The sequence below is a fragment of the Parasulfitobacter algicola genome, from assembly GCF_013315265.1.
Classification (GTDB): Bacteria; Pseudomonadota; Alphaproteobacteria; order Rhodobacterales; family Rhodobacteraceae; genus Parasulfitobacter; species Parasulfitobacter algicola.
In genome coordinates, this window is the sequence record NZ_JABUFE010000004.1 from 68,693 (window position 1) to 84,908 (window position 16,216).

At 54.0% G+C, this 16,216-nt stretch carries 18 protein-coding genes; 10 read left to right on the plus strand and 8 right to left on the minus strand.

From position 1 onward, the window contains the following. Window positions 1–43: 43 nt before the first annotated feature. A complete protein-coding gene (locus HRQ87_RS08660) occupies window positions 44–1,009 on the minus strand; it encodes an ATP-binding protein (protein ID WP_174137352.1) in 966 nt (321 codons plus the stop codon). Beyond that, complete coding sequence (locus HRQ87_RS08665) at window positions 994–1,686, minus strand: response regulator transcription factor (RefSeq protein WP_174137354.1); 693 nt, start codon at window positions 1,684–1,686, stop codon at window positions 994–996. The genes HRQ87_RS08660 and HRQ87_RS08665 overlap by 16 nt, the downstream gene beginning before the upstream one ends. 131 nt (window positions 1,687–1,817) lie before the next feature. Here HRQ87_RS08665 and HRQ87_RS08670 point away from each other — a divergent pair, with 131 nt between their 5' ends. After that, on the plus strand, window positions 1,818–2,906 hold the full coding sequence (locus HRQ87_RS08670; RefSeq protein ID WP_174137356.1) for a hypothetical protein: 1,089 nt from the start codon (window positions 1,818–1,820) through the stop codon (window positions 2,904–2,906). A gap of 68 nt (window positions 2,907–2,974) precedes the next feature. Here HRQ87_RS08670 and ybiA read toward each other — a convergent pair whose 3' ends face one another. Both ybiA and rpe read right to left on the minus strand, forming a co-directional pair. Then, entirely contained in the window at window positions 2,975–3,433 is a 459-nt protein-coding gene (ybiA, locus tag HRQ87_RS08675; RefSeq protein WP_174137358.1) for a riboflavin biosynthesis intermediates N-glycosidase, read from the minus strand. A 1-nt stretch (window position 3,434) separates the two neighbouring features. After that, window positions 3,435–4,118: a ribulose-phosphate 3-epimerase gene (gene rpe / locus HRQ87_RS08680; protein WP_174137360.1), complete on the minus strand. Its 684-nt coding sequence runs from the start codon at window positions 4,116–4,118 to the stop codon at window positions 3,435–3,437. Between the two features lie 109 nt (window positions 4,119–4,227). Between rpe and deoC the strand changes: the two genes are divergently transcribed. Genes deoC through HRQ87_RS08695 form a run of 3 tightly spaced genes read left to right on the plus strand, consistent with a single transcriptional unit; the run spans window position 4,228 to window position 7,782 of the window. Next, complete coding sequence (gene deoC, locus HRQ87_RS08685) at window positions 4,228–5,208, plus strand: deoxyribose-phosphate aldolase (protein ID WP_425501534.1); 981 nt, start codon at window positions 4,228–4,230, stop codon at window positions 5,206–5,208. A 4-nt stretch (window positions 5,209–5,212) separates the two neighbouring features. Next, window positions 5,213–5,452 (plus strand): hypothetical protein, encoded by a 240-nt coding sequence (locus HRQ87_RS08690; RefSeq protein ID WP_174137363.1) that lies wholly within the window; start codon window positions 5,213–5,215, stop codon window positions 5,450–5,452. Further along, window positions 5,449–7,782 (plus strand): aldehyde dehydrogenase family protein, encoded by a 2,334-nt coding sequence (locus HRQ87_RS08695; RefSeq protein WP_174137366.1) that lies wholly within the window; start codon window positions 5,449–5,451, stop codon window positions 7,780–7,782. Before HRQ87_RS08690 ends, HRQ87_RS08695 begins: the two co-directional genes overlap by 4 nt. A 70-nt stretch (window positions 7,783–7,852) precedes the next feature. Here the strand turns inward: HRQ87_RS08695 and hemN are convergent, their stop codons facing one another. After that, the gene (hemN, locus tag HRQ87_RS08700; RefSeq protein WP_174137758.1) at window positions 7,853–9,208 is read right to left on the minus strand and encodes an oxygen-independent coproporphyrinogen III oxidase; all 1,356 of its coding nucleotides are present in this window, start codon (window positions 9,206–9,208) and stop codon (window positions 7,853–7,855) included. Between the two features lie 74 nt (window positions 9,209–9,282). On the opposite strand from hemN, the gene fnrL reads away from it, so the two are divergent. Together fnrL and HRQ87_RS08710 are read left to right on the plus strand one after the other, a co-directional pair. Further along, on the plus strand, window positions 9,283–10,023 hold the full coding sequence (fnrL, locus tag HRQ87_RS08705) for a transcriptional regulator FnrL (RefSeq protein ID WP_174137368.1): 741 nt from the start codon (window positions 9,283–9,285) through the stop codon (window positions 10,021–10,023). Beyond that, window positions 9,995–10,930: a PhzF family phenazine biosynthesis protein gene (locus tag HRQ87_RS08710; protein ID WP_246251956.1), complete on the plus strand. Its 936-nt coding sequence runs from the start codon at window positions 9,995–9,997 to the stop codon at window positions 10,928–10,930. Before fnrL ends, HRQ87_RS08710 begins: the two co-directional genes overlap by 29 nt. On the opposite strand, the gene HRQ87_RS08715 is transcribed toward HRQ87_RS08710, so the two are convergent. Further along, window positions 10,927–11,766: a universal stress protein gene (locus HRQ87_RS08715; RefSeq protein WP_174137370.1), complete on the minus strand. Its 840-nt coding sequence runs from the start codon at window positions 11,764–11,766 to the stop codon at window positions 10,927–10,929. The genes HRQ87_RS08710 and HRQ87_RS08715 overlap by 4 nt on opposite strands. A 197-nt stretch (window positions 11,767–11,963) precedes the next feature. On the opposite strand from HRQ87_RS08715, the gene ccoN reads away from it, so the two are divergent. The 4 genes from ccoN to ccoP are packed head-to-tail and all read left to right on the plus strand — an operon-like array spanning window position 11,964 to window position 15,381. Further along, on the plus strand, window positions 11,964–13,562 hold the full coding sequence (ccoN, locus tag HRQ87_RS08720; RefSeq protein WP_174137372.1) for a cytochrome-c oxidase, cbb3-type subunit I: 1,599 nt from the start codon (window positions 11,964–11,966) through the stop codon (window positions 13,560–13,562). A gap of 14 nt (window positions 13,563–13,576) precedes the next feature. Next, the gene (ccoO, locus tag HRQ87_RS08725) at window positions 13,577–14,302 is read left to right on the plus strand and encodes a cytochrome-c oxidase, cbb3-type subunit II (protein ID WP_174137374.1); all 726 of its coding nucleotides are present in this window, start codon (window positions 13,577–13,579) and stop codon (window positions 14,300–14,302) included. Between the two features lie 9 nt (window positions 14,303–14,311). Beyond that, complete coding sequence (locus HRQ87_RS08730; RefSeq protein WP_174137376.1) at window positions 14,312–14,527, plus strand: cbb3-type cytochrome c oxidase subunit 3; 216 nt, start codon at window positions 14,312–14,314, stop codon at window positions 14,525–14,527. After that, entirely contained in the window at window positions 14,524–15,381 is an 858-nt protein-coding gene (gene ccoP / locus HRQ87_RS08735) for a cytochrome-c oxidase, cbb3-type subunit III (protein ID WP_174137378.1), read from the plus strand. Before HRQ87_RS08730 ends, ccoP begins: the two co-directional genes overlap by 4 nt. Window positions 15,382–15,522: 141 nt before the next feature. Here the strand turns inward: ccoP and HRQ87_RS08740 are convergent, their stop codons facing one another. Then, window positions 15,523–15,750: a DUF1150 family protein gene (locus tag HRQ87_RS08740; protein WP_174137380.1), complete on the minus strand. Its 228-nt coding sequence runs from the start codon at window positions 15,748–15,750 to the stop codon at window positions 15,523–15,525. A 3-nt stretch (window positions 15,751–15,753) separates the two neighbouring features. After that, complete coding sequence (locus tag HRQ87_RS08745) at window positions 15,754–16,170, minus strand: Hsp20 family protein (protein ID WP_174137382.1); 417 nt, start codon at window positions 16,168–16,170, stop codon at window positions 15,754–15,756. Window positions 16,171–16,216 lie beyond the last annotated feature (46 nt).

Genomic DNA, 16,216 nt, shown 5'->3' on the forward strand with positions numbered 1-16,216 from the left:
ATCAAATCCGGGACTGCTGTGGGCGTCGTTTTAAGAGTGCTCATCAGAACTGGATATCGAAACGCGCACCAGTTGGGCTTTGGACATGATCGATTTGCGCACCGCGCGTGTTCAGCAGGCTTACCACGATGCTAAGTCCCATACCGGTTCCGCCATCCCCCCGGCGTGTAGTGAAAAACGGATCGAAAATGCGGGTTTGATTACCTGGTGAAATGCCGGGGCCGTTATCTTGAATGCTAAGAATCAGGCTATCGGATGCGGTCAGTTGGATTGATGTCGCACCGTGCTGGACGGCGTTTTGGATAAGATGTGTCAGAACAATCACCAACCCTTCGGACAACAAGGGCAACGTGATTGTGCCGCCCTGTATCGAAAGTGTCAGCGCAGGGAAGGCCTGTTTCAGCCGGGGTGCGATAACATCCAGTGTCGTGGTGCCGTCGGGCAATGGTTCACGGGCGGCGGCCAGTTCGCGCATCGCTTCCAGCAACGCGCCCATGCGGCGTGTGGCCTGCTGCATTGAGTCTGCAAGTTGCGAACGTTCTTCGGGTGACAGATCCTCTTGCAGCAATTCGGCCGCCCCTTGTAGGGTTGTCAGTGGTGATTTCAATTCGTGTGTGACGTGATTGGTATAGGTGCGCACGGACGCTTCGCGATCATGCAGGGTGTTGGCCATATCCAGTATGGCTTGCCCCAATTCACGTAATTCCTGGGTGCCATAATGCGGCAGCGGTTCAGTGATATCCAGATTTCCAGCCTCAAGCGCCTTGGCACGGTCTGCCAGTGTCGTGATGGGGCGCAACAAAACGCGGGTTAGGACGTATCCAAGAAACAAAGTAAAAACCACAGTGATCACAACGATCAATATGGCCCCGACCGATTGCCCTAAATCCCGTGTTAGATAGGGCAAAGTGATCAATCCAATGATCGGAATGCATAGAACAGCGGTCAAAGTGGCCCCCAACACCAGCCCAAGCGAAGGACGCCATTTTTCGTTTATGTTGCGCGGCATTCGCCCATCCGAACGCCCACACCATGGACGGTTTCGATGGCATCGACGCAGCCCGCATCCGCCAGTTTGCGACGCAGATTACGCAGGTGACTGTCAAGCGTACGATCCGAGACATGAATGTTTGTGCCATAGACTGCATCGGTCAGTTGCGGACGCGGCGAAATTTGATCAGGTCGTTGCATCAGCTTGGCCAGTATCGCCATTTCAGTGGCAGTCAGTGTTACCGTTTCACCGGCCACCGCGCAAAAATGGCGCGTCGCGTCGATTTCCAGCGTTCCGTGCTTTTGGGCCTCTGTGATCTTGGGGGTGCCATTTGTACGCTTTAGAATGGCTTTTATCCGGGCCACCAGTTCGCGGGGCGAAAAAGGTTTGGTGACATAATCATCGGCACCCATTTCAAAACCCAGAACGCGGTCAATTTCGTCATCGCGCGCGGTCAGAAACAAAATAGGGATGTTGTTGTTCGCGCGGATACGGCGGCAGACCTCAAGCCCGTCCATTTCAGGCATCCCGATATCCAGAACCATAAGATCAGGCGTCTGGCGATCCACTTCGCGCAAGGCGGCGGCGCCATCATTGGCCAGGCGCACAGCATATCCGGCCTTGCCAAGTGCAATGCGCAACAGGTCGCGGATTTGCGGGTCATCATCAACAATCAGGATTTGGGTATCGGTCATAGGGCCATCTTTTTGCAGCTTTCGGATAGTCATAGCAGGTAATCACGAGCTGTGCAGCCCAAGCTGTGCGTTTGTGCAGAATTCGTGCAGGGGCTTTTGCAGGGCGGTGCCCCATGCTAGGGCATCGCGCGATGACAAGGTCCAAGACATATCCCACATTGGCCAGCTGTTCGGCAGCAGGCAGCGGGCTGGCGCGTGAAAGTGACGTTCCAAAAGCCTTTTGGGGGCCAAATTACGAGGCCGAATTCGATCACGACACATTGTGGTATGATGCGATCGGAATGGCAGATCGGGTGCGATTGGTCTGCCCAAAGTTGCTGAATTTGGAAGCAATTTTCAAGACGGGTCAAGTGTTTGTCGATGGTTGGCCCGTACGTCCGCGTATCCGTCGATATCGGCGGCATGATCTGGTGGATTTACCCTGGAAAGGTCCAAAGCCTGAGATCGAGGTCCGGTATGGTGACTGGGTCGGTCAGTCGATGGTGAACCCCGCTGTGCCAGATCGTCTGGCCGGGTTGAATGTGCATGTGGCGATTTCAAAAAACAACGACCTGCAGTGGCTGGCAGATTTTGCACGGTTTCATATCCAACACCATGACCTGCAGGCGATGGTGTTGATGGATAATGGATCAGACAGATACGGGCTGGATGAGATCGGCGCAGTTTTAAGGCAAACCGGATTGCAGGACGTGATTGTGCTGGATGTGCCATTTCCCTATGGCCCGCGCGGCGTCAAAAAGATGAAGCGGAAGAATAAATATCTGCAAACAGCGATGTTGAATGCGCTGCGGTTTCGATTTTTGGGCCAAGCACGGGCTGTTTTGCAGTGTGATATTGATGAACTGGTCTGGGCCGGTGGCAAATCTGTGTTTGATGCCGCCGTGGCGCATCCGTTAGGGTATGTCCAATTTCCCGGGGAATGGCGCTATCCCAAAGACGGCACGCGACATGGCGCGCATCGGTATCGGCTTGAAGGGCGCGATGGATGTCCAACGAAATATTGCATTGTGCCGGGCGGACCTATGCGGCGCTTCAGCTGGGATATTCATCGGCTTGAAAGGTTAGCGTTCGGACAGTTTCTGACATCCAAGCGGGCGGAATATTGGCATTGCGCGGGGATCAGTACGAATTGGAAAGGCTGGAACCGGTTGAACAATCAGGACAAGGCGAACCTGGATCCGGTCGCAGATCAGGCTTTGAAAGCCGTAGATTGGACCTAGCGCTCGTCGCACTCTGACGCGTGCTTCTCGCGAAGAAGGCCGTCAGGACTGATGAGCAGCCCGGCGAATTATTCAATCCGCAATTTGTTCCGCACCGCCATCAAAATATAACCCAGTTTGTTCAGACCTGATCCATCGAGGCCGCAACCCCAATAAGCGTCCATAGGGGCGTTTTCCACGATTTCAGCGGTACCTGTTGACAGCAAAAGATCCCTGGGTGCTGGATGGGTCTGGAATTTCACCCGTACAGCATCCAGCATAATCTGGTCTTTCACCTGTTCCCAATCTTCGCGCAACGCCAGCTTTCGGGTCATACCCAGGGCTTTAGCATCCTTGGGTTTGCTGCATCGGCGTATCTGTTCGCGGTAATCCACATCGTGGAATTTCTGGGCCTGAAAGTAATGTTCGACCGTTGGCCACCAGATATCATCCATCGCCACGCCATAAGGCGCGAAGTTTGAAAATTCAGCGTAGGGGTCTGTTTGGGCATAAAAATAGATGGTCGAGCTTTCAGGATAATCCGGCATATCAGTGCTTTACAGCAGCCCGTATCGCACGGATATTTTCGCCGTATGGTGCGGGGTTGCTGACAGAGCCGCCTTTGAAAACCGCTGACCCTGCGACCAATACGTCGGCCCCGGCAGATACAACGGCAGGTGCCGTTTCGGGCGTAACCCCACCATCAATTTCGATATGGATCGGGCGATCACCGATCATCGCACGCAGCTTTCGGACCTTTTCAACTTGGGAATGAATGAACTTCTGCCCACCAAATCCGGGGTTTACCGTCATCACGCAGATCAGATCGACCATATCCAGAAGGTATTCGACACTTTCTGCAGGGGTGCCTGGGTTCAGCGCGACACCCGCTTTGGCCCCTGCCCCACGGATCGCTTGCAAGCTGCGATGGATGTGCGGCCCGGCCTCAACGTGCGCTGTAATAATATCCGCGCCAGCGTTAGCAAACGCTTCGATATACGGATCCACGGGCGCGATCATAAGATGCACGTCCATCACGCCCTTGATGTGGGGCCTGATCGCGGCACAAGTTGCCGGGCCAAAGGTAATATTAGGTACAAAATGTCCGTCCATCACGTCAACATGGACCCAATCGGCACCCTGATCCTCTATCGCCTGACATTCCGCGCCAAAGTTCGCAAAATCGGCAGACAGGATAGACGGGGCAATTTTGACAGAGCGATCAAAGGTCATATGGATATCCTTGGCAGTGTTTGGCGATGATGTACGCGGTTCCACACGTACCATCAAGACTTGTACTTATCGCCCTTGCGTGACAGTTTTCAGCATGGGAGAGCGCACCATGGATAAAACAGCAACAACACAACTGCCACTTGCCGTCGAGCGCCGCAATGACGGCATGGCGCTGGACCTAGATTGGGTGCGCGGTGTACAGGCCAATACATCTGCCATTGAACGTCGAGCGGCGACCTTGCCTGCAAGACGGTCGGTGAAAAAGGATTATCAGGCCGCATGGTTGTTAAAGGCGATCACCTGTATTGATCTGACGACGCTTGCAGGTGACGACACACCGGGCCGGGTCCGCCGTTTGTGCGCCAAGGCACGCCATCCTGTACGCGGTGATCTGTTAACAGCTTTGGATATGCCGCCCATTACCGTCGGCGCTGTTTGCGTTTACCATGATATGGTGTCAATGGCCGTTCAGAATTTGGCTGGATCTGGTATTCCTGTGGCAGCCGTATCCACCGGTTTTCCGGCAGGTTTGTCGCCGTTTCATCTGCGGGTCGAAGAGATCCGCGAAAGTGTCAAGGCAGGCGCGGATGAGATTGACATTGTGATTTCCCGCCGCCATGTGCTGACCCAGAACTGGCAAGCGCTTTACGACGAGATGCGCGCCTTTCGTGAGGCCTGCGGTGACGCTCACGTCAAAGCGATCCTGGCGACCGGAGAGTTGGGGACGCTGCGCAACGTCGCCCGCGCGTCGCTGATCTGCATGATGGCGGGGGCTGACTTTATCAAGACATCTACAGGGAAAGAGCCGGTCAATGCGACGCTGCCCGTGACTCTGGTGATGATCCGCGCGATCCGCGACTATTACCAGCGCACAGGGCTGCGCGTGGGCTACAAACCCGCGGGTGGCATCAGCAAGGCCAAAGATGCGCTGGTCTATCTGGCAATGATCAAGGAAGAACTGGGCGACCGCTGGCTGCAACCCGACCTGTTCCGCTTTGGCGCGTCCAGTCTGTTGGGCGATATCGAACGGCAGTTAGAACACCACGTGACAGGCGCCTATTCGGCCGCTTGGCGGCACGGGATGGGGTGATCTTTTGAAATATGTCCTGTTTATCGTACTCTTCAGCATCGGGTATGGCGTAGCCAGATATTTGCTTATTGAGCAAACACCTAGCGAGAGTTTTGCCTTCAAAATCGGACAAAATGTAGTCTTTGCCGTGCCTGCCTTGCTGTTTGGCTGTATAGGTTTGCTGAACCGTGATAATCGTTTCGTTGGGTTTGCCCTGATAACCCTTGCATTTGCCATCCCGGACTTATTCATGAGCTTCCTATGACCATAAAAGAAAAATTCGACACCATGGACTATGGCCCAGCCCCCGAAAGCGCGGCGGAGGCTTTAGACTGGATCAAGGGCTTTGACGGCAAGTTCGGGCACTTTATCGACGGCACCTTCACCAAACCCGGCAAAACATTCGCAGCCAAAAACCCGGCCAATGGCGAAACACTGGCTAAGCTGACGCAAGCCACGGCGAACGATATCGACGCCGCCATCACTGCCGCCCGCACGGCTCAGCCTAAATGGGAAAAATCGGGCGGGCATGGCCGGGCGCGGGTGCTTTATGCTCTGGCCCGTTTGCTGCAGAAACACGCGCGTCTTTTTGCTGTGCTGGAAACGCTGGATAACGGCAAGCCCATCCGCGAGGCCCGCGATATCGACATCCCGCTGGCCCAACGGCATTTCTATTATCACGCGGGCATGGCGCAGCTGATGGACACCGAACTGCCTGACCGTCAGGCCTTGGGTGTCTGCGGGCAGATCATTCCGTGGAACTTCCCCCTGCTGATGCTGGCCTGGAAAGTCGCGCCAGCATTGGCGATGGGCAACACGGTGGTGCTGAAACCGGCGGAATATACGTCACTGACCGCACTTCTGTTTGCCGACATCTGCCGTCAGGCCGGTGTGCCAAATGGTGTGATCAATATCCTCACGGGCGACGGGGCTGTGGGCGAGATGATCGTGAAGGCCGATGTGGATAAGATCGCCTTTACCGGATCAACCGAGGTCGGGAGGCGCATTCGCGAAGCCACGGCAGGTACGGGCAAAGCGTTGACTTTGGAACTGGGCGGCAAGTCCCCGTATATTGTGTTTGATGACGCCGACATCGACAGTGCGGTCGAAGGGCTGGTAGACGCGATTTGGTTCAACCAAGGCGAAGTTTGCTGTGCCGGCAGTCGCCTGTTGGTGCAGGAAGGCATCGCGGATCGGTTCTATGACAAACTGAAAATCCGCATGCAGACACTGCGCATTGGCGATCCGCTGGACAAATGCATCGACGTGGGTGCGGTGGTGGACCCGGTTCAGCTGGACGGTATCAAAGCCAAAATCGATGCCAATAACGAAGGCGAAATGTTCCAGACGGACACAGTGCCTGAGACGGGGTGTTTCTATCCGCCGACGTTGATCACCGGTCTTTCGCCTGCCTCGACCCTGATGCAGGAAGAAATCTTTGGGCCTGTGCTATGCGCTACGACTTTTCGCACACCGGCTGAGGCGGTCGAGATTGCAAATAATTCCCGCTATGGGCTGGCCGCGACGGTCTGGACGGAAAATATAAACCTAGCGCTGGACATGTCGCCCAAGTTGAAGGCCGGCATCGTTTGGGTGAATGCCACAAATCTGATGGATGCGGCTGCAGGCTTTGGCGGGGTACGCGAAAGCGGCTTTGGCCGCGAAGGCGGATGGGAGGGGCTTTCGGCCTATACCAAGCCCAAAGGCAAGGCAAAGGTGCTGAAACAAGTTGAAGCGTTTGAGGGCGACGACGGTCCCTTTGATCCATTGGACCGAACCGCGAAGTTGTATATCGGCGGCAAGCAGGCGCGTCCTGATGGGGGCTACTCCCGTGGCGCCTGGGGACCGAAAGGCGCTTTGCTGGGTCATGTATCCGTGGCCAATCGCAAAGACATTCGCAATGCAGTCGAAGCGGCCCATGCCGCCAAAGGATGGTCAGGCACAACAGGGCATCTGCGGGCGCAAATCCTGTATTATATTGCCGAAAACCTTTCAGCGCGGGCAGATGAATTCGCAGGGCGTCTGAATGATATGCAGGGCGGCAAGACCGGTAACGATGAAGTTGCGCAAGCCATTGACCGGCTGTTCACCTATGCCGCTTGGGCTGATAAATATGACGGGCAGGTGCATAATGTGCCAATTCGCGGCGTTGCCTTGGCGATGAAGGAACCCGTGGGTGTGATCGGCGCGTTCTGCCCGGATGATGTGCCATTGCTGGGGCTGATATCGGTAATGGCGCCTGCGGTTGCAATGGGCAATCGGGTGGTTCTGATCGCATCAGAACCGTTTCCGCTGGCGGCCACAGATTTTGTACAAGTGTTGGAAACTTCGGATGTGCCGGGCGGTGTGGTGAATATTCTGACTGGATCACATTCCGAATTGGCCGCGCCCATGGCATCGCATATGGACGTCGATGCAGTCTGGAGCTTTTCATCATCCGATATCAGCGGCTTGATTGAAAAAGGAGCCGCGCTGAATATAAAGCGGACTTGGGTGAACAACGGCATGGTGCGCGATTGGACAACCGACGACAGCCACGTATTTCTGGAAGCCGCGACCGAGGTCAAGAATATCTGGATACCTTATGGAGAATAGGGCGCTTGTCGTACCCGCTTCGGGCACTTCTCGCGAAGAAAACCCGACCAGGGTTTGATAAGCGGTTCGATCAGATTGCGTGTGAATGCCCGGCTTGATCCACAGAGTATACGTCGAAAGAACGGGCGATCATGCGGGTCAAAGCGCGACTTTTGGTCGGAATTTGCAGGCCGTCTTTGGTGATCGAAAGCATACCCGGGAACTGCCCAAGCGCCTTTTGATAAAGAAGCTCAATTTGCTTTGCTGTGACGCCAAAACTGTTCACAAGTTCGGCTGTCTGGACGTGAAAATCGCACATCAATGCCTCGATTATCCGGCCCCTTAGTTTGTCATCAGGGCTAAAGTTATGGCCGCGTACCGTTGCAAACTGCTCTGCGCGCACGGCAGCTGTATAAGCTGACGTCGATGATGCATTCTGTGCAAAGCCTTGTGGAAAGCGCGATATGGCTGAAGCCCCAAGACTAATCAGCACATCCGATGGGTCATCGGTATAGCCTTGAAAATTCCGCCGCAGGCGCCCAGCCCGTTGCGCAATGGTCAAGCCGTCATCGTATTTGGCAAAATGGTCTATGCCAATTTCGGCATAATCATCCCATGCAAATAATTGGCTGGCCGTTTCAAACAGCTCAAGCCGTTCTTCCGGTGTTGGCAATGCATCTGACGGGATCATGCCTTGACGACGCGCCATCCATGGCACATGCGCGTATCCGTAAAGCGCCACGCGGTCGGGCGAAAGGCTAAGCAGCATCTGTACGCTTTCGGCGATCTTATGGGGTGTCTGATGCGGTAACCCATACAAAATATCAGCGTTCAGCGAACGAATACCAACGGCACGCAATGCATCAGCAGCATCGCGGGTCACATCATAGGATTGCTGGCGACCAATGGTCTTTTGAATATCGGGATCAAAATCCTGCACCCCGATTGAGGCACGGTTCATCCCGATTGCGGCCAAAGCCTTGATCCGATCTGCGTCAATCTCATTTGGGTCGATTTCAACGGAAAATTCGGCATCACTGGCCAAAGGCGCAACTGTGAAAATGCTTTCGGCCAGATCACGCATCATATCCGCACTTAGCAATGTGGGCGTGCCGCCGCCCCAATGCAGCCGCGCCAGACTGACCCCTTTGGGCAATCTACGTTTCAGCAACGCCAGTTCGGATTTCAACGTTTGCAGATAGGCTTGCACAGGTGCGGTTGACTGTGTCCCTTGTGTGCGACAGGCGCAAAACCAGCATAGACGGCGACAAAACGGCACATGCAGATACAGCGATATCTGTCCGCCTTGGGGTATTTCATCAATCCAGCCAGAAAATTCCCTTGTCCCGACGGTATCTGCAAAATGCGGTGCCGTTGGGTAACTGGTATAGCGGGGCACTTTCGCGTCGAAAAGACCAAGCTGTCGGAGTTGCGTCATCGTGTTCATACGCTTAGGTTTAGGAGAAACGCGTCGATCCATGCTTTGATGCAGATCAAGCCGCGCTAAGTGGAGAACCCTGAATGCAAGATCTCAAACTTGTTTCGCAAGATTGTGCCGATTGTCCGATCCGGCATCGCGCCGTTTGTGCACGGTGCGAAACGGATGAATTGGAACGGCTGGAAGAGGTCAAGTATTATCGCAGCTTTGAGGCCGGGCAGACCGTTGTCTGGCAGGGCGACAAAATGGATTTCGTCGCGTCAGTCGTAACCGGGATCGCGTCTTTAACACAGACGATGGAGGATGGACGGACGCAAATGGTTGGGCTCTTGCTGCCCTCTGACTTCGTGGGACGTCCGGGTCGGGAAATTGCGGCCTATGACGTGGTGGCAACGACAGATCTTGTCATGTGTTGTTTTCGCAAGAAACCATTTGAGCAAATTATGATGCAAACCCCGCATATTGCAGAACGTCTGCTGCAGATGACACTGGATGAACTGGATGCGGCGCGGGAATGGATGTTGTTACTGGGCCGCAAGACGGCACGCGAAAAGATTGCCAGTCTTTTGGCGATCATAGCGCAGCGCAATGCATCTTTGACTGCGCATCCAAAAGTCGGTGACGTTATTTTTGATCTGCCCCTAACACGCGAAGCGATGGCCGATTATCTGGGTTTGACCCTGGAAACTGTCAGTCGCCAAATCAGCGCGCTGAAACGGGACGGTGTTATTGTCTTGCAAGGCAAGCGCCATGTGACCGTACCGGATATGCGGATTTTGCTGGACGAGGCTGGCGATGATAGCGATGGCGGTATGCTTGCCTGATCTGCTGAACTTCGTAACGCTGGATGTTTTTACGGAAACCCGATTTTCCGGCAATCCATTAGCTGTGATACTGGATGCTGATGGGTTAAGTGACCAGGCCATGCTGACCATTGCGCGTGAATTCAATCTGTCAGAAACGATATTTGTTCAAAAACCGCAAGACCCGGTCCATGATGCACGCGTGCGGATATTTTTCCCGACGGGCGAAATCCCCTTTGCAGGGCATCCTACGGTCGGGTGTGCCATTCATTTAGCATCACAAGCGCAGCCGCAAGGCGATTTTGAACGTATGATTTTTCTTGAAGAAGAAGCTGGCCTTGTACCTGTGACGGTATCCCGCTGCCAAGGCCGGGTGCGGGCCGAATTTACGGCACCCATTGTGCCGATGCAAGCCACCGCCGGTTCTGTTCCCGACGTTTTGTCAATCAGCAAGGCTTTGGGATTAGGCGCTGAACGGGTCGGGTTCAGCAGCCACACACCCGGCTTATGGGAAGGCGGTCCACGATTTCTTTATGTGCCGGTCAAAGATACAACGGCCCTAGCGCAAGCACGGCCATTTGAACCCGCATGGTCAAATATCATGGATATGGGCGCGGTCGATAGCGCCTATGTCTATACGCAAACCTCGGAACAGTTAATCTGCGCGCGCATGTTTTCCCCAACCGCAGGCATACCCGAAGATCCCGCAACCGGGTCAGCCGCAGCCATTCTGGCGCGTCAGCTTTTGGCGGCGGGCGCTTTGGACGATGGCGAAACCTGTTTTGAGATCACGCAAGGGGCCGAGATGGGCCGGCCCAGTCAGATCAGTCTTCGGATTGATGTCACACAAAATGCACTGGTTCAGGTCAGGGTATCTGGGTCAGCGGTTTCAGTCAGTCACGGCCAAATCCGCAGACCCACAAATTAATGGGCCATAAAGACCGGTATTTTGGACCCTTCAAGCGTGTTGCGTGTGGCCCCGCCCAGTATCGCCTGGCGAAAACGGGAATGGCCATAAGCCCCCATCACCAACATATCTGCATCAATATCAAGCGCATGGCGTTGCAATTGATCTGATACCCGGGGCAGCGTTTTCGAGATAACGCAGACCTCAACCGACACGCCGTGGCGCGCCAGATATTGCGACAGCATCCCGCCCGGATCAGATCGGTTTGGGCCGTGCTGCGGTGGATCAATCACAGCGACCGATACCTTTTCGGCCTGCACAAGAAACGGTAGCGCGCGGCGGATTGCAGCCAGGCTTTCGCGGCTTTCATTCCACCCAACAACAACCCGTTTGGGAAACGCGTCCGACGTATCCCCCTGCGGTATGATCAAAACTGATGCTTGACCTTCGAATAATGCGATCTCGACCAATGTCTCCATCTCGATCCCGCAATTTTCGCCATACGGGCGGGGCAACACAACGATGTCGGCAAACCGCGCACGTTGCGCGACAAGGGGCGACATGCCTGTCAGCTGTGATGCGGCCACTTCGATGCCATAGCGCACAATGGTTCCAGCCAGTTGCTGTTCTGCGAAGTCTGCAATTTTCTTTGCAGCATTGTCGGCATTTTCAAGTGTGATTTGCTGAACAACCGCCGTAGCACCGGCATAGTAATACCCCACCTGCGTCGTATCGACGCCAAGGGCCAGAACATCCAGATGGGCGTCTTGCGCCTGTGCCAGTGCTGCGGCCCGCGTCAAACTGTCTTTGGACAACTCGGTATCAGTTAAAACGGTCAGAATTGTTTTAAGTGCCATTTTCGCTTCCTCCAACGTGTGACGCCAGTTTATCGCAAACAGGGCATGCGCCGCATTGACGCGGATCAAACGCCGCAAACGTAAAAATTGACCCAGATCAAAGCAAGCTACTGCACGTTCCGCCACATAGACGATCACGGGAAAATACCATTGGTGCGTCAGAAGCGCGCCAAGACAAGATTAAAAGGGACGCATTGATGTGGGATTATATCAAGTTGGTTATGCTGGGGGTCGTGGCGCTGTTTGCTGCGATTGCTGCCAGTTATGCACGTGATCTTGCCTATCAGGTGCACGCAGTCATCATTATGTTGGTTGCAGGCGGCATGTTTCTTTGGACACTTCGGCACACCGACGAACCAAAGCCTGCCACGCCAATAGGATATATGGACGGACCCATTCGCGCCGGCGTGATTGCAACGGCATTCTGGGGTGCCGTTGGATTTCTGGCAGGTACATTTATTGCGTTCCAACTGGCCTTTCCAGTGCTGAACTTTGAATGGGCACAAGGATATGCGAATTTCGGACGTCTAAGACCGCTGCACACCAGTGCGGTGATTTTTGCGTTTGGGGGCAACGCGTTGATTTGTACGTCATTCTATATCGTACAACGCACCAGTGCGGCACGCCTTTGGGGTGGCAACACAGCATGGTTTGTATTCTGGGGATACAACCTGTTCATTGTTCTGGCGGCAACCGGATACCTGTTGGGGTCGACACAATCAAAAGAATACGCCGAACCCGAATGGTATGTAGATATTTGGCTGACCATTGTCTGGCTGGCTTATCTGGCGGTCTTTCTGGGCACGATCCTGAACCGCAAGGAAAAGCATATCTATGTGGCCAACTGGTTCCTGCTAAGCTTTATCGTCACAGTGGCCATGCTGCATGTGATCAATAACCTGTCTTTACCTGTATCGATTTTTGGATCACGGTCTGTGCAGCTGTTTGCCGGTGTGCAAGACGCTATGACACAGTGGTGGTACGGCCATAACGCCGTTGGTTTTTTCCTGACAGCCGGGTTCCTGGGTATGATGTATTACTTTGTGCCCAAACAGGCCGAACGCCCGGTATTCAGCTATAAACTGTCAATCATTCACTTCTGGGCACTGATCTTCCTGTATATCTGGGCGGGTCCGCACCACTTGCATTATACGGCTTTGCCGGACTGGGCATCGACCTTAGGCATGGTCTTTTCGATCGTCCTGTGGATGCCAAGCTGGGGTGGTATGATCAACGGCCTAATGACACTGTCAGGCGCTTGGGACAAGCTGCGCACCGATCCCATCATCCGCATGATGGTCATCTCAATCGGGTTTTACGGCATGTCCACATTCGAAGGTCCGATGATGTCGATCCGTGCGGTCAACTCACTGTCGCACTACACCGATTGGACTATTGGTCACGTGCATTCGGGTGCCTTGGGCTGGAACGGCATGATCACCTTTGGTGCGCTGTACTTCCTGACACCACGCCTGTGGAACCGTGAACGGCTTTACAGCCTTCAACTGGTCAACGCACACTTTTGGCTGGCCACAATCGGCATTGTTCTTTACGCCGCCGCAATGTGGGTCACTGGCATTATGGAAGGTCTGATGTGGCGCGAAGTGGATGCGAACGGTTTCCTAGTGAATTCATTCGCTGACACCGTTGCCGCGAAGTTCCCGATGTATGTGGTGCGCGGTCTGGGTGGGGTTCTGTACCTCGCTGGTGCGCTGATCATGTGTTATAATTTATGGATGACCGTTCGTCGGGCCCCTGCCAAACAGGCAGACCCGTCAATGGTTCCGGCTGAATAAAGGGGGCCGGTTGAATGGCAATTCTCGACAAACATAAACTGATTGAAACCAACGCTGTCCTGCTGCTGATCCTTAGCTTTCTGGTCGTCACAATCGGGGGACTGGTGCAGATCGTTCCACTGTTCTATCTGGAAAATACGATTGAAGAGGTCGAAGGCATGCGGCCCTATTCCCCGTTGGAATTGGCAGGGCGCGAGATTTACATTCGCGAAGGTTGCTATGTCTGCCACAGCCAGATGATCCGCCCGATGCGGGACGAAGTTGAACGGTATGGGCATTATTCACTGGCGGCCGAATCGATGTATGATCACCCATTCCAGTGGGGGTCCAAACGCACCGGACCGGATCTGGCCCGCGTAGGGGGGCGTTATTCGGACGACTGGCATTTGGTTCACCTGCGCGATCCGCAATCGGTCGTACCCGAAAGCATCATGCCGAAATACGGCTTTATGGAAGATCGCCTGTTGGACGGTGAATATATTCAGGATCTGCTGCAAGCACATCGTATGGTTGGCGTGCCTTATACGGATGAAATGATCGACAACGCGACCGCCGATTTTCTGGTACAAGCTGACCCAGACAGCGATTTTGATGATCTGCTGGTTCGCTATCCCGGCGCACAGGTTCGGAATTTCGATGGGCAGCCCGGTATATCAGAAACCGATGCGCTGATCGCTTATCTGCAAATGTTGGGGACATTGGTCGACTTTTCGACCTTTACGCCCGATCCAAGTCGATAGGGGGATATCATGGAGACATATTCCTTCTTGCGCGAATTTGCTGACAGCTGGATGTTGCTGTTTCTATTCACCTTTTTCGTGGGCGTTATCTTTTGGGTCTTCCGCCCTGGTGCCTCAAAAGAACACGAAGACATAGCCAACATCCCCTTCAGAAACGAAGATAAACCCGCCGGCGATCAGGATGAAACAAGCCCTGACGCAACGACCAAGGAGGCGTGGAAATGAGCCAAAATCAAAAAAACCCCGATGATGTTGAAACAACTGGCCACAGCTGGGACGGGATCGAAGAATTCGATAATCCGATGCCGCGTTGGTGGCTGTGGACATTCTATGCAACAATCTTCTGGGCTGTTCTTTACACCATCGCCTATCCCGCATGGCCGCTGATCAGCCAAGCAACGCCAGGTTTGCTAGGGTATTCCACACGGGGCGAAGTGGCCGAGCAAATCGCACTGGTCGAAGAAAACAATGCTGCGATCAATGAACAATTGGCCAGTGTTGAACTGACTGAAATCGCGGCTAATTCTGAGCTGGGCACCTATGCTGAAAATGCCGGTGGCTCAATCTTCGCAACCTATTGTTCGCAATGTCATGGGTCGGGTGCAGCCGGGGCCGTTGGATATCCCAGTCTGCTGGATGATGACTGGCTATGGGGCGGCGATATTGAAAATATCTACCTGACCATTGCCCACGGCATCCGTAATGATGATCTGGACAGCCGCTATTCCGAAATGCCCGCTTTTGGTGACATTCTGGAAGATCCTGAGATCGACCAACTTGTAAACTATGTCATATCGCTGTCCGGTACGCCCGAAGATGCCGCAATGGCAGCAGCAGGTGAAGAATTGTTTTTAGATAATTGTTCATCTTGTCACGGTGAAGATGGCAAGGGCGATGTGTTTCAGGGTGCCCCAAATCTGGCCGATGCGATCTGGCTTTACGGTGGCGATCCCGACACTTTGCGCGAAACCATCACATACAGTCGCTTTGGCGTCATGCCGCCATGGAATACCCGCTTGTCCGAAGCAGAATTACGCGCTGTTTCCCATTATGTTCACACACGGGGTGGTGGCGAATAATACTCTAAAATCATAAGATGATTGTTTAATCTGCCCCTCTTTGGGGCAGATTTTTATTCGGACTTTGGCCGTATGCGCCAATCCCGAGTGCCTAAATAGGCACGAGATAAAAAATGTGGTGCATTAGGCGCCGCCTTTTGATCAATGCACTGTAACGGGGCTGTAATCATGCTGGCGGGCCAAAACAAAGGCCATATTACGATCTGCGACCAGCGCCAATTGTTCACCTTCGGCCGTGTGGACCGCATAAAGCGTTTCAAGCCCATCGGCCTGATCTTGTACCTGCTGCGGCAGATCAGAAACGGCAACCGGTTTTACATACACAATCCGTTCGCTGGAACTGTCGTCAAAATCATATCGTGTATCCATAACTTAGGACCCTTTCTTGATCTGGATGGTTTGCACAACACTGTCGGGAATGGCGCGGTTCAGGTCTACATGCAGCAATCCGTTTTCCATTGTCGCCTCGCCGATATCAACGCCATCAGCCAGAACAAACGACCTTTGGAACTGGCGCGCCGCAATCCCACGGTGCAAAAATATGCGCGATGCATCTTCTTCGGACTGTCTGCCGCGGATCACAAGCTGACGGTCTTCAATTGTGATCGACAGGTCGTCGTCGGAAAAACCGGCTACGGCCAGCGTAATTCTGTAAGATGTTTCAGACGTCTGCTCGATGTTATAGGGCGGATACCCGTCATTTCCGCTTTTTGCGGTACGTTCGACCAAACGCTCAAGCTGTTCAAACCCCAGCAAAAATGGGTGTGACCCCAATGTTAATTTCGTCATTTACTTCGTCCTTTGAAAGCGACGTTTATCTTTGGCCCCATTCTGG

Bases quoted from the DNA above. Each gene is read 5' to 3' on its own strand.
- ybiA (WP_174137358.1), bottom strand. From the start codon at position 3,433: ATGCCGGATTATCCTGAAAGCTCGACCATCTATTTTTATGCCCAAACA.
- HRQ87_RS08665 (WP_174137354.1), bottom strand. From the start codon at position 1,686: ATGACCGATACCCAAATCCTGATTGTTGATGATGACCCGCAAATCCGC.
- ccoP (WP_174137378.1), top strand. From the start codon at position 14,524: ATGAGCCAAAATCAAAAAAACCCCGATGATGTTGAAACAACTGGCCAC.
- HRQ87_RS08670 (WP_174137356.1), top strand. From the start codon at position 1,818: ATGACAAGGTCCAAGACATATCCCACATTGGCCAGCTGTTCGGCAGCA.
- deoC (WP_425501534.1), top strand. From the start codon at position 4,228: ATGGATAAAACAGCAACAACACAACTGCCACTTGCCGTCGAGCGCCGC.
- ccoN (WP_174137372.1), top strand. From the start codon at position 11,964: ATGTGGGATTATATCAAGTTGGTTATGCTGGGGGTCGTGGCGCTGTTT.
- HRQ87_RS08695 (WP_174137366.1), top strand. From the start codon at position 5,449: ATGACCATAAAAGAAAAATTCGACACCATGGACTATGGCCCAGCCCCC.
- HRQ87_RS08715 (WP_174137370.1), bottom strand. From the start codon at position 11,766: ATGGCACTTAAAACAATTCTGACCGTTTTAACTGATACCGAGTTGTCC.
- HRQ87_RS08660 (WP_174137352.1), bottom strand. From the start codon at position 1,009: ATGCCGCGCAACATAAACGAAAAATGGCGTCCTTCGCTTGGGCTGGTG.
- ccoO (WP_174137374.1), top strand. From the start codon at position 13,577: ATGGCAATTCTCGACAAACATAAACTGATTGAAACCAACGCTGTCCTG.
- HRQ87_RS08710 (WP_246251956.1), top strand. From the start codon at position 9,995: ATGATAGCGATGGCGGTATGCTTGCCTGATCTGCTGAACTTCGTAACG.
- HRQ87_RS08740 (WP_174137380.1), bottom strand. From the start codon at position 15,750: ATGGATACACGATATGATTTTGACGACAGTTCCAGCGAACGGATTGTG.
- HRQ87_RS08745 (WP_174137382.1), bottom strand. From the start codon at position 16,170: ATGACGAAATTAACATTGGGGTCACACCCATTTTTGCTGGGGTTTGAA.
- fnrL (WP_174137368.1), top strand. From the start codon at position 9,283: ATGCAAGATCTCAAACTTGTTTCGCAAGATTGTGCCGATTGTCCGATC.
- hemN (WP_174137758.1), bottom strand. From the start codon at position 9,208: ATGAACACGATGACGCAACTCCGACAGCTTGGTCTTTTCGACGCGAAA.
- HRQ87_RS08730 (WP_174137376.1), top strand. From the start codon at position 14,312: ATGGAGACATATTCCTTCTTGCGCGAATTTGCTGACAGCTGGATGTTG.
- rpe (WP_174137360.1), bottom strand. From the start codon at position 4,118: ATGACCTTTGATCGCTCTGTCAAAATTGCCCCGTCTATCCTGTCTGCC.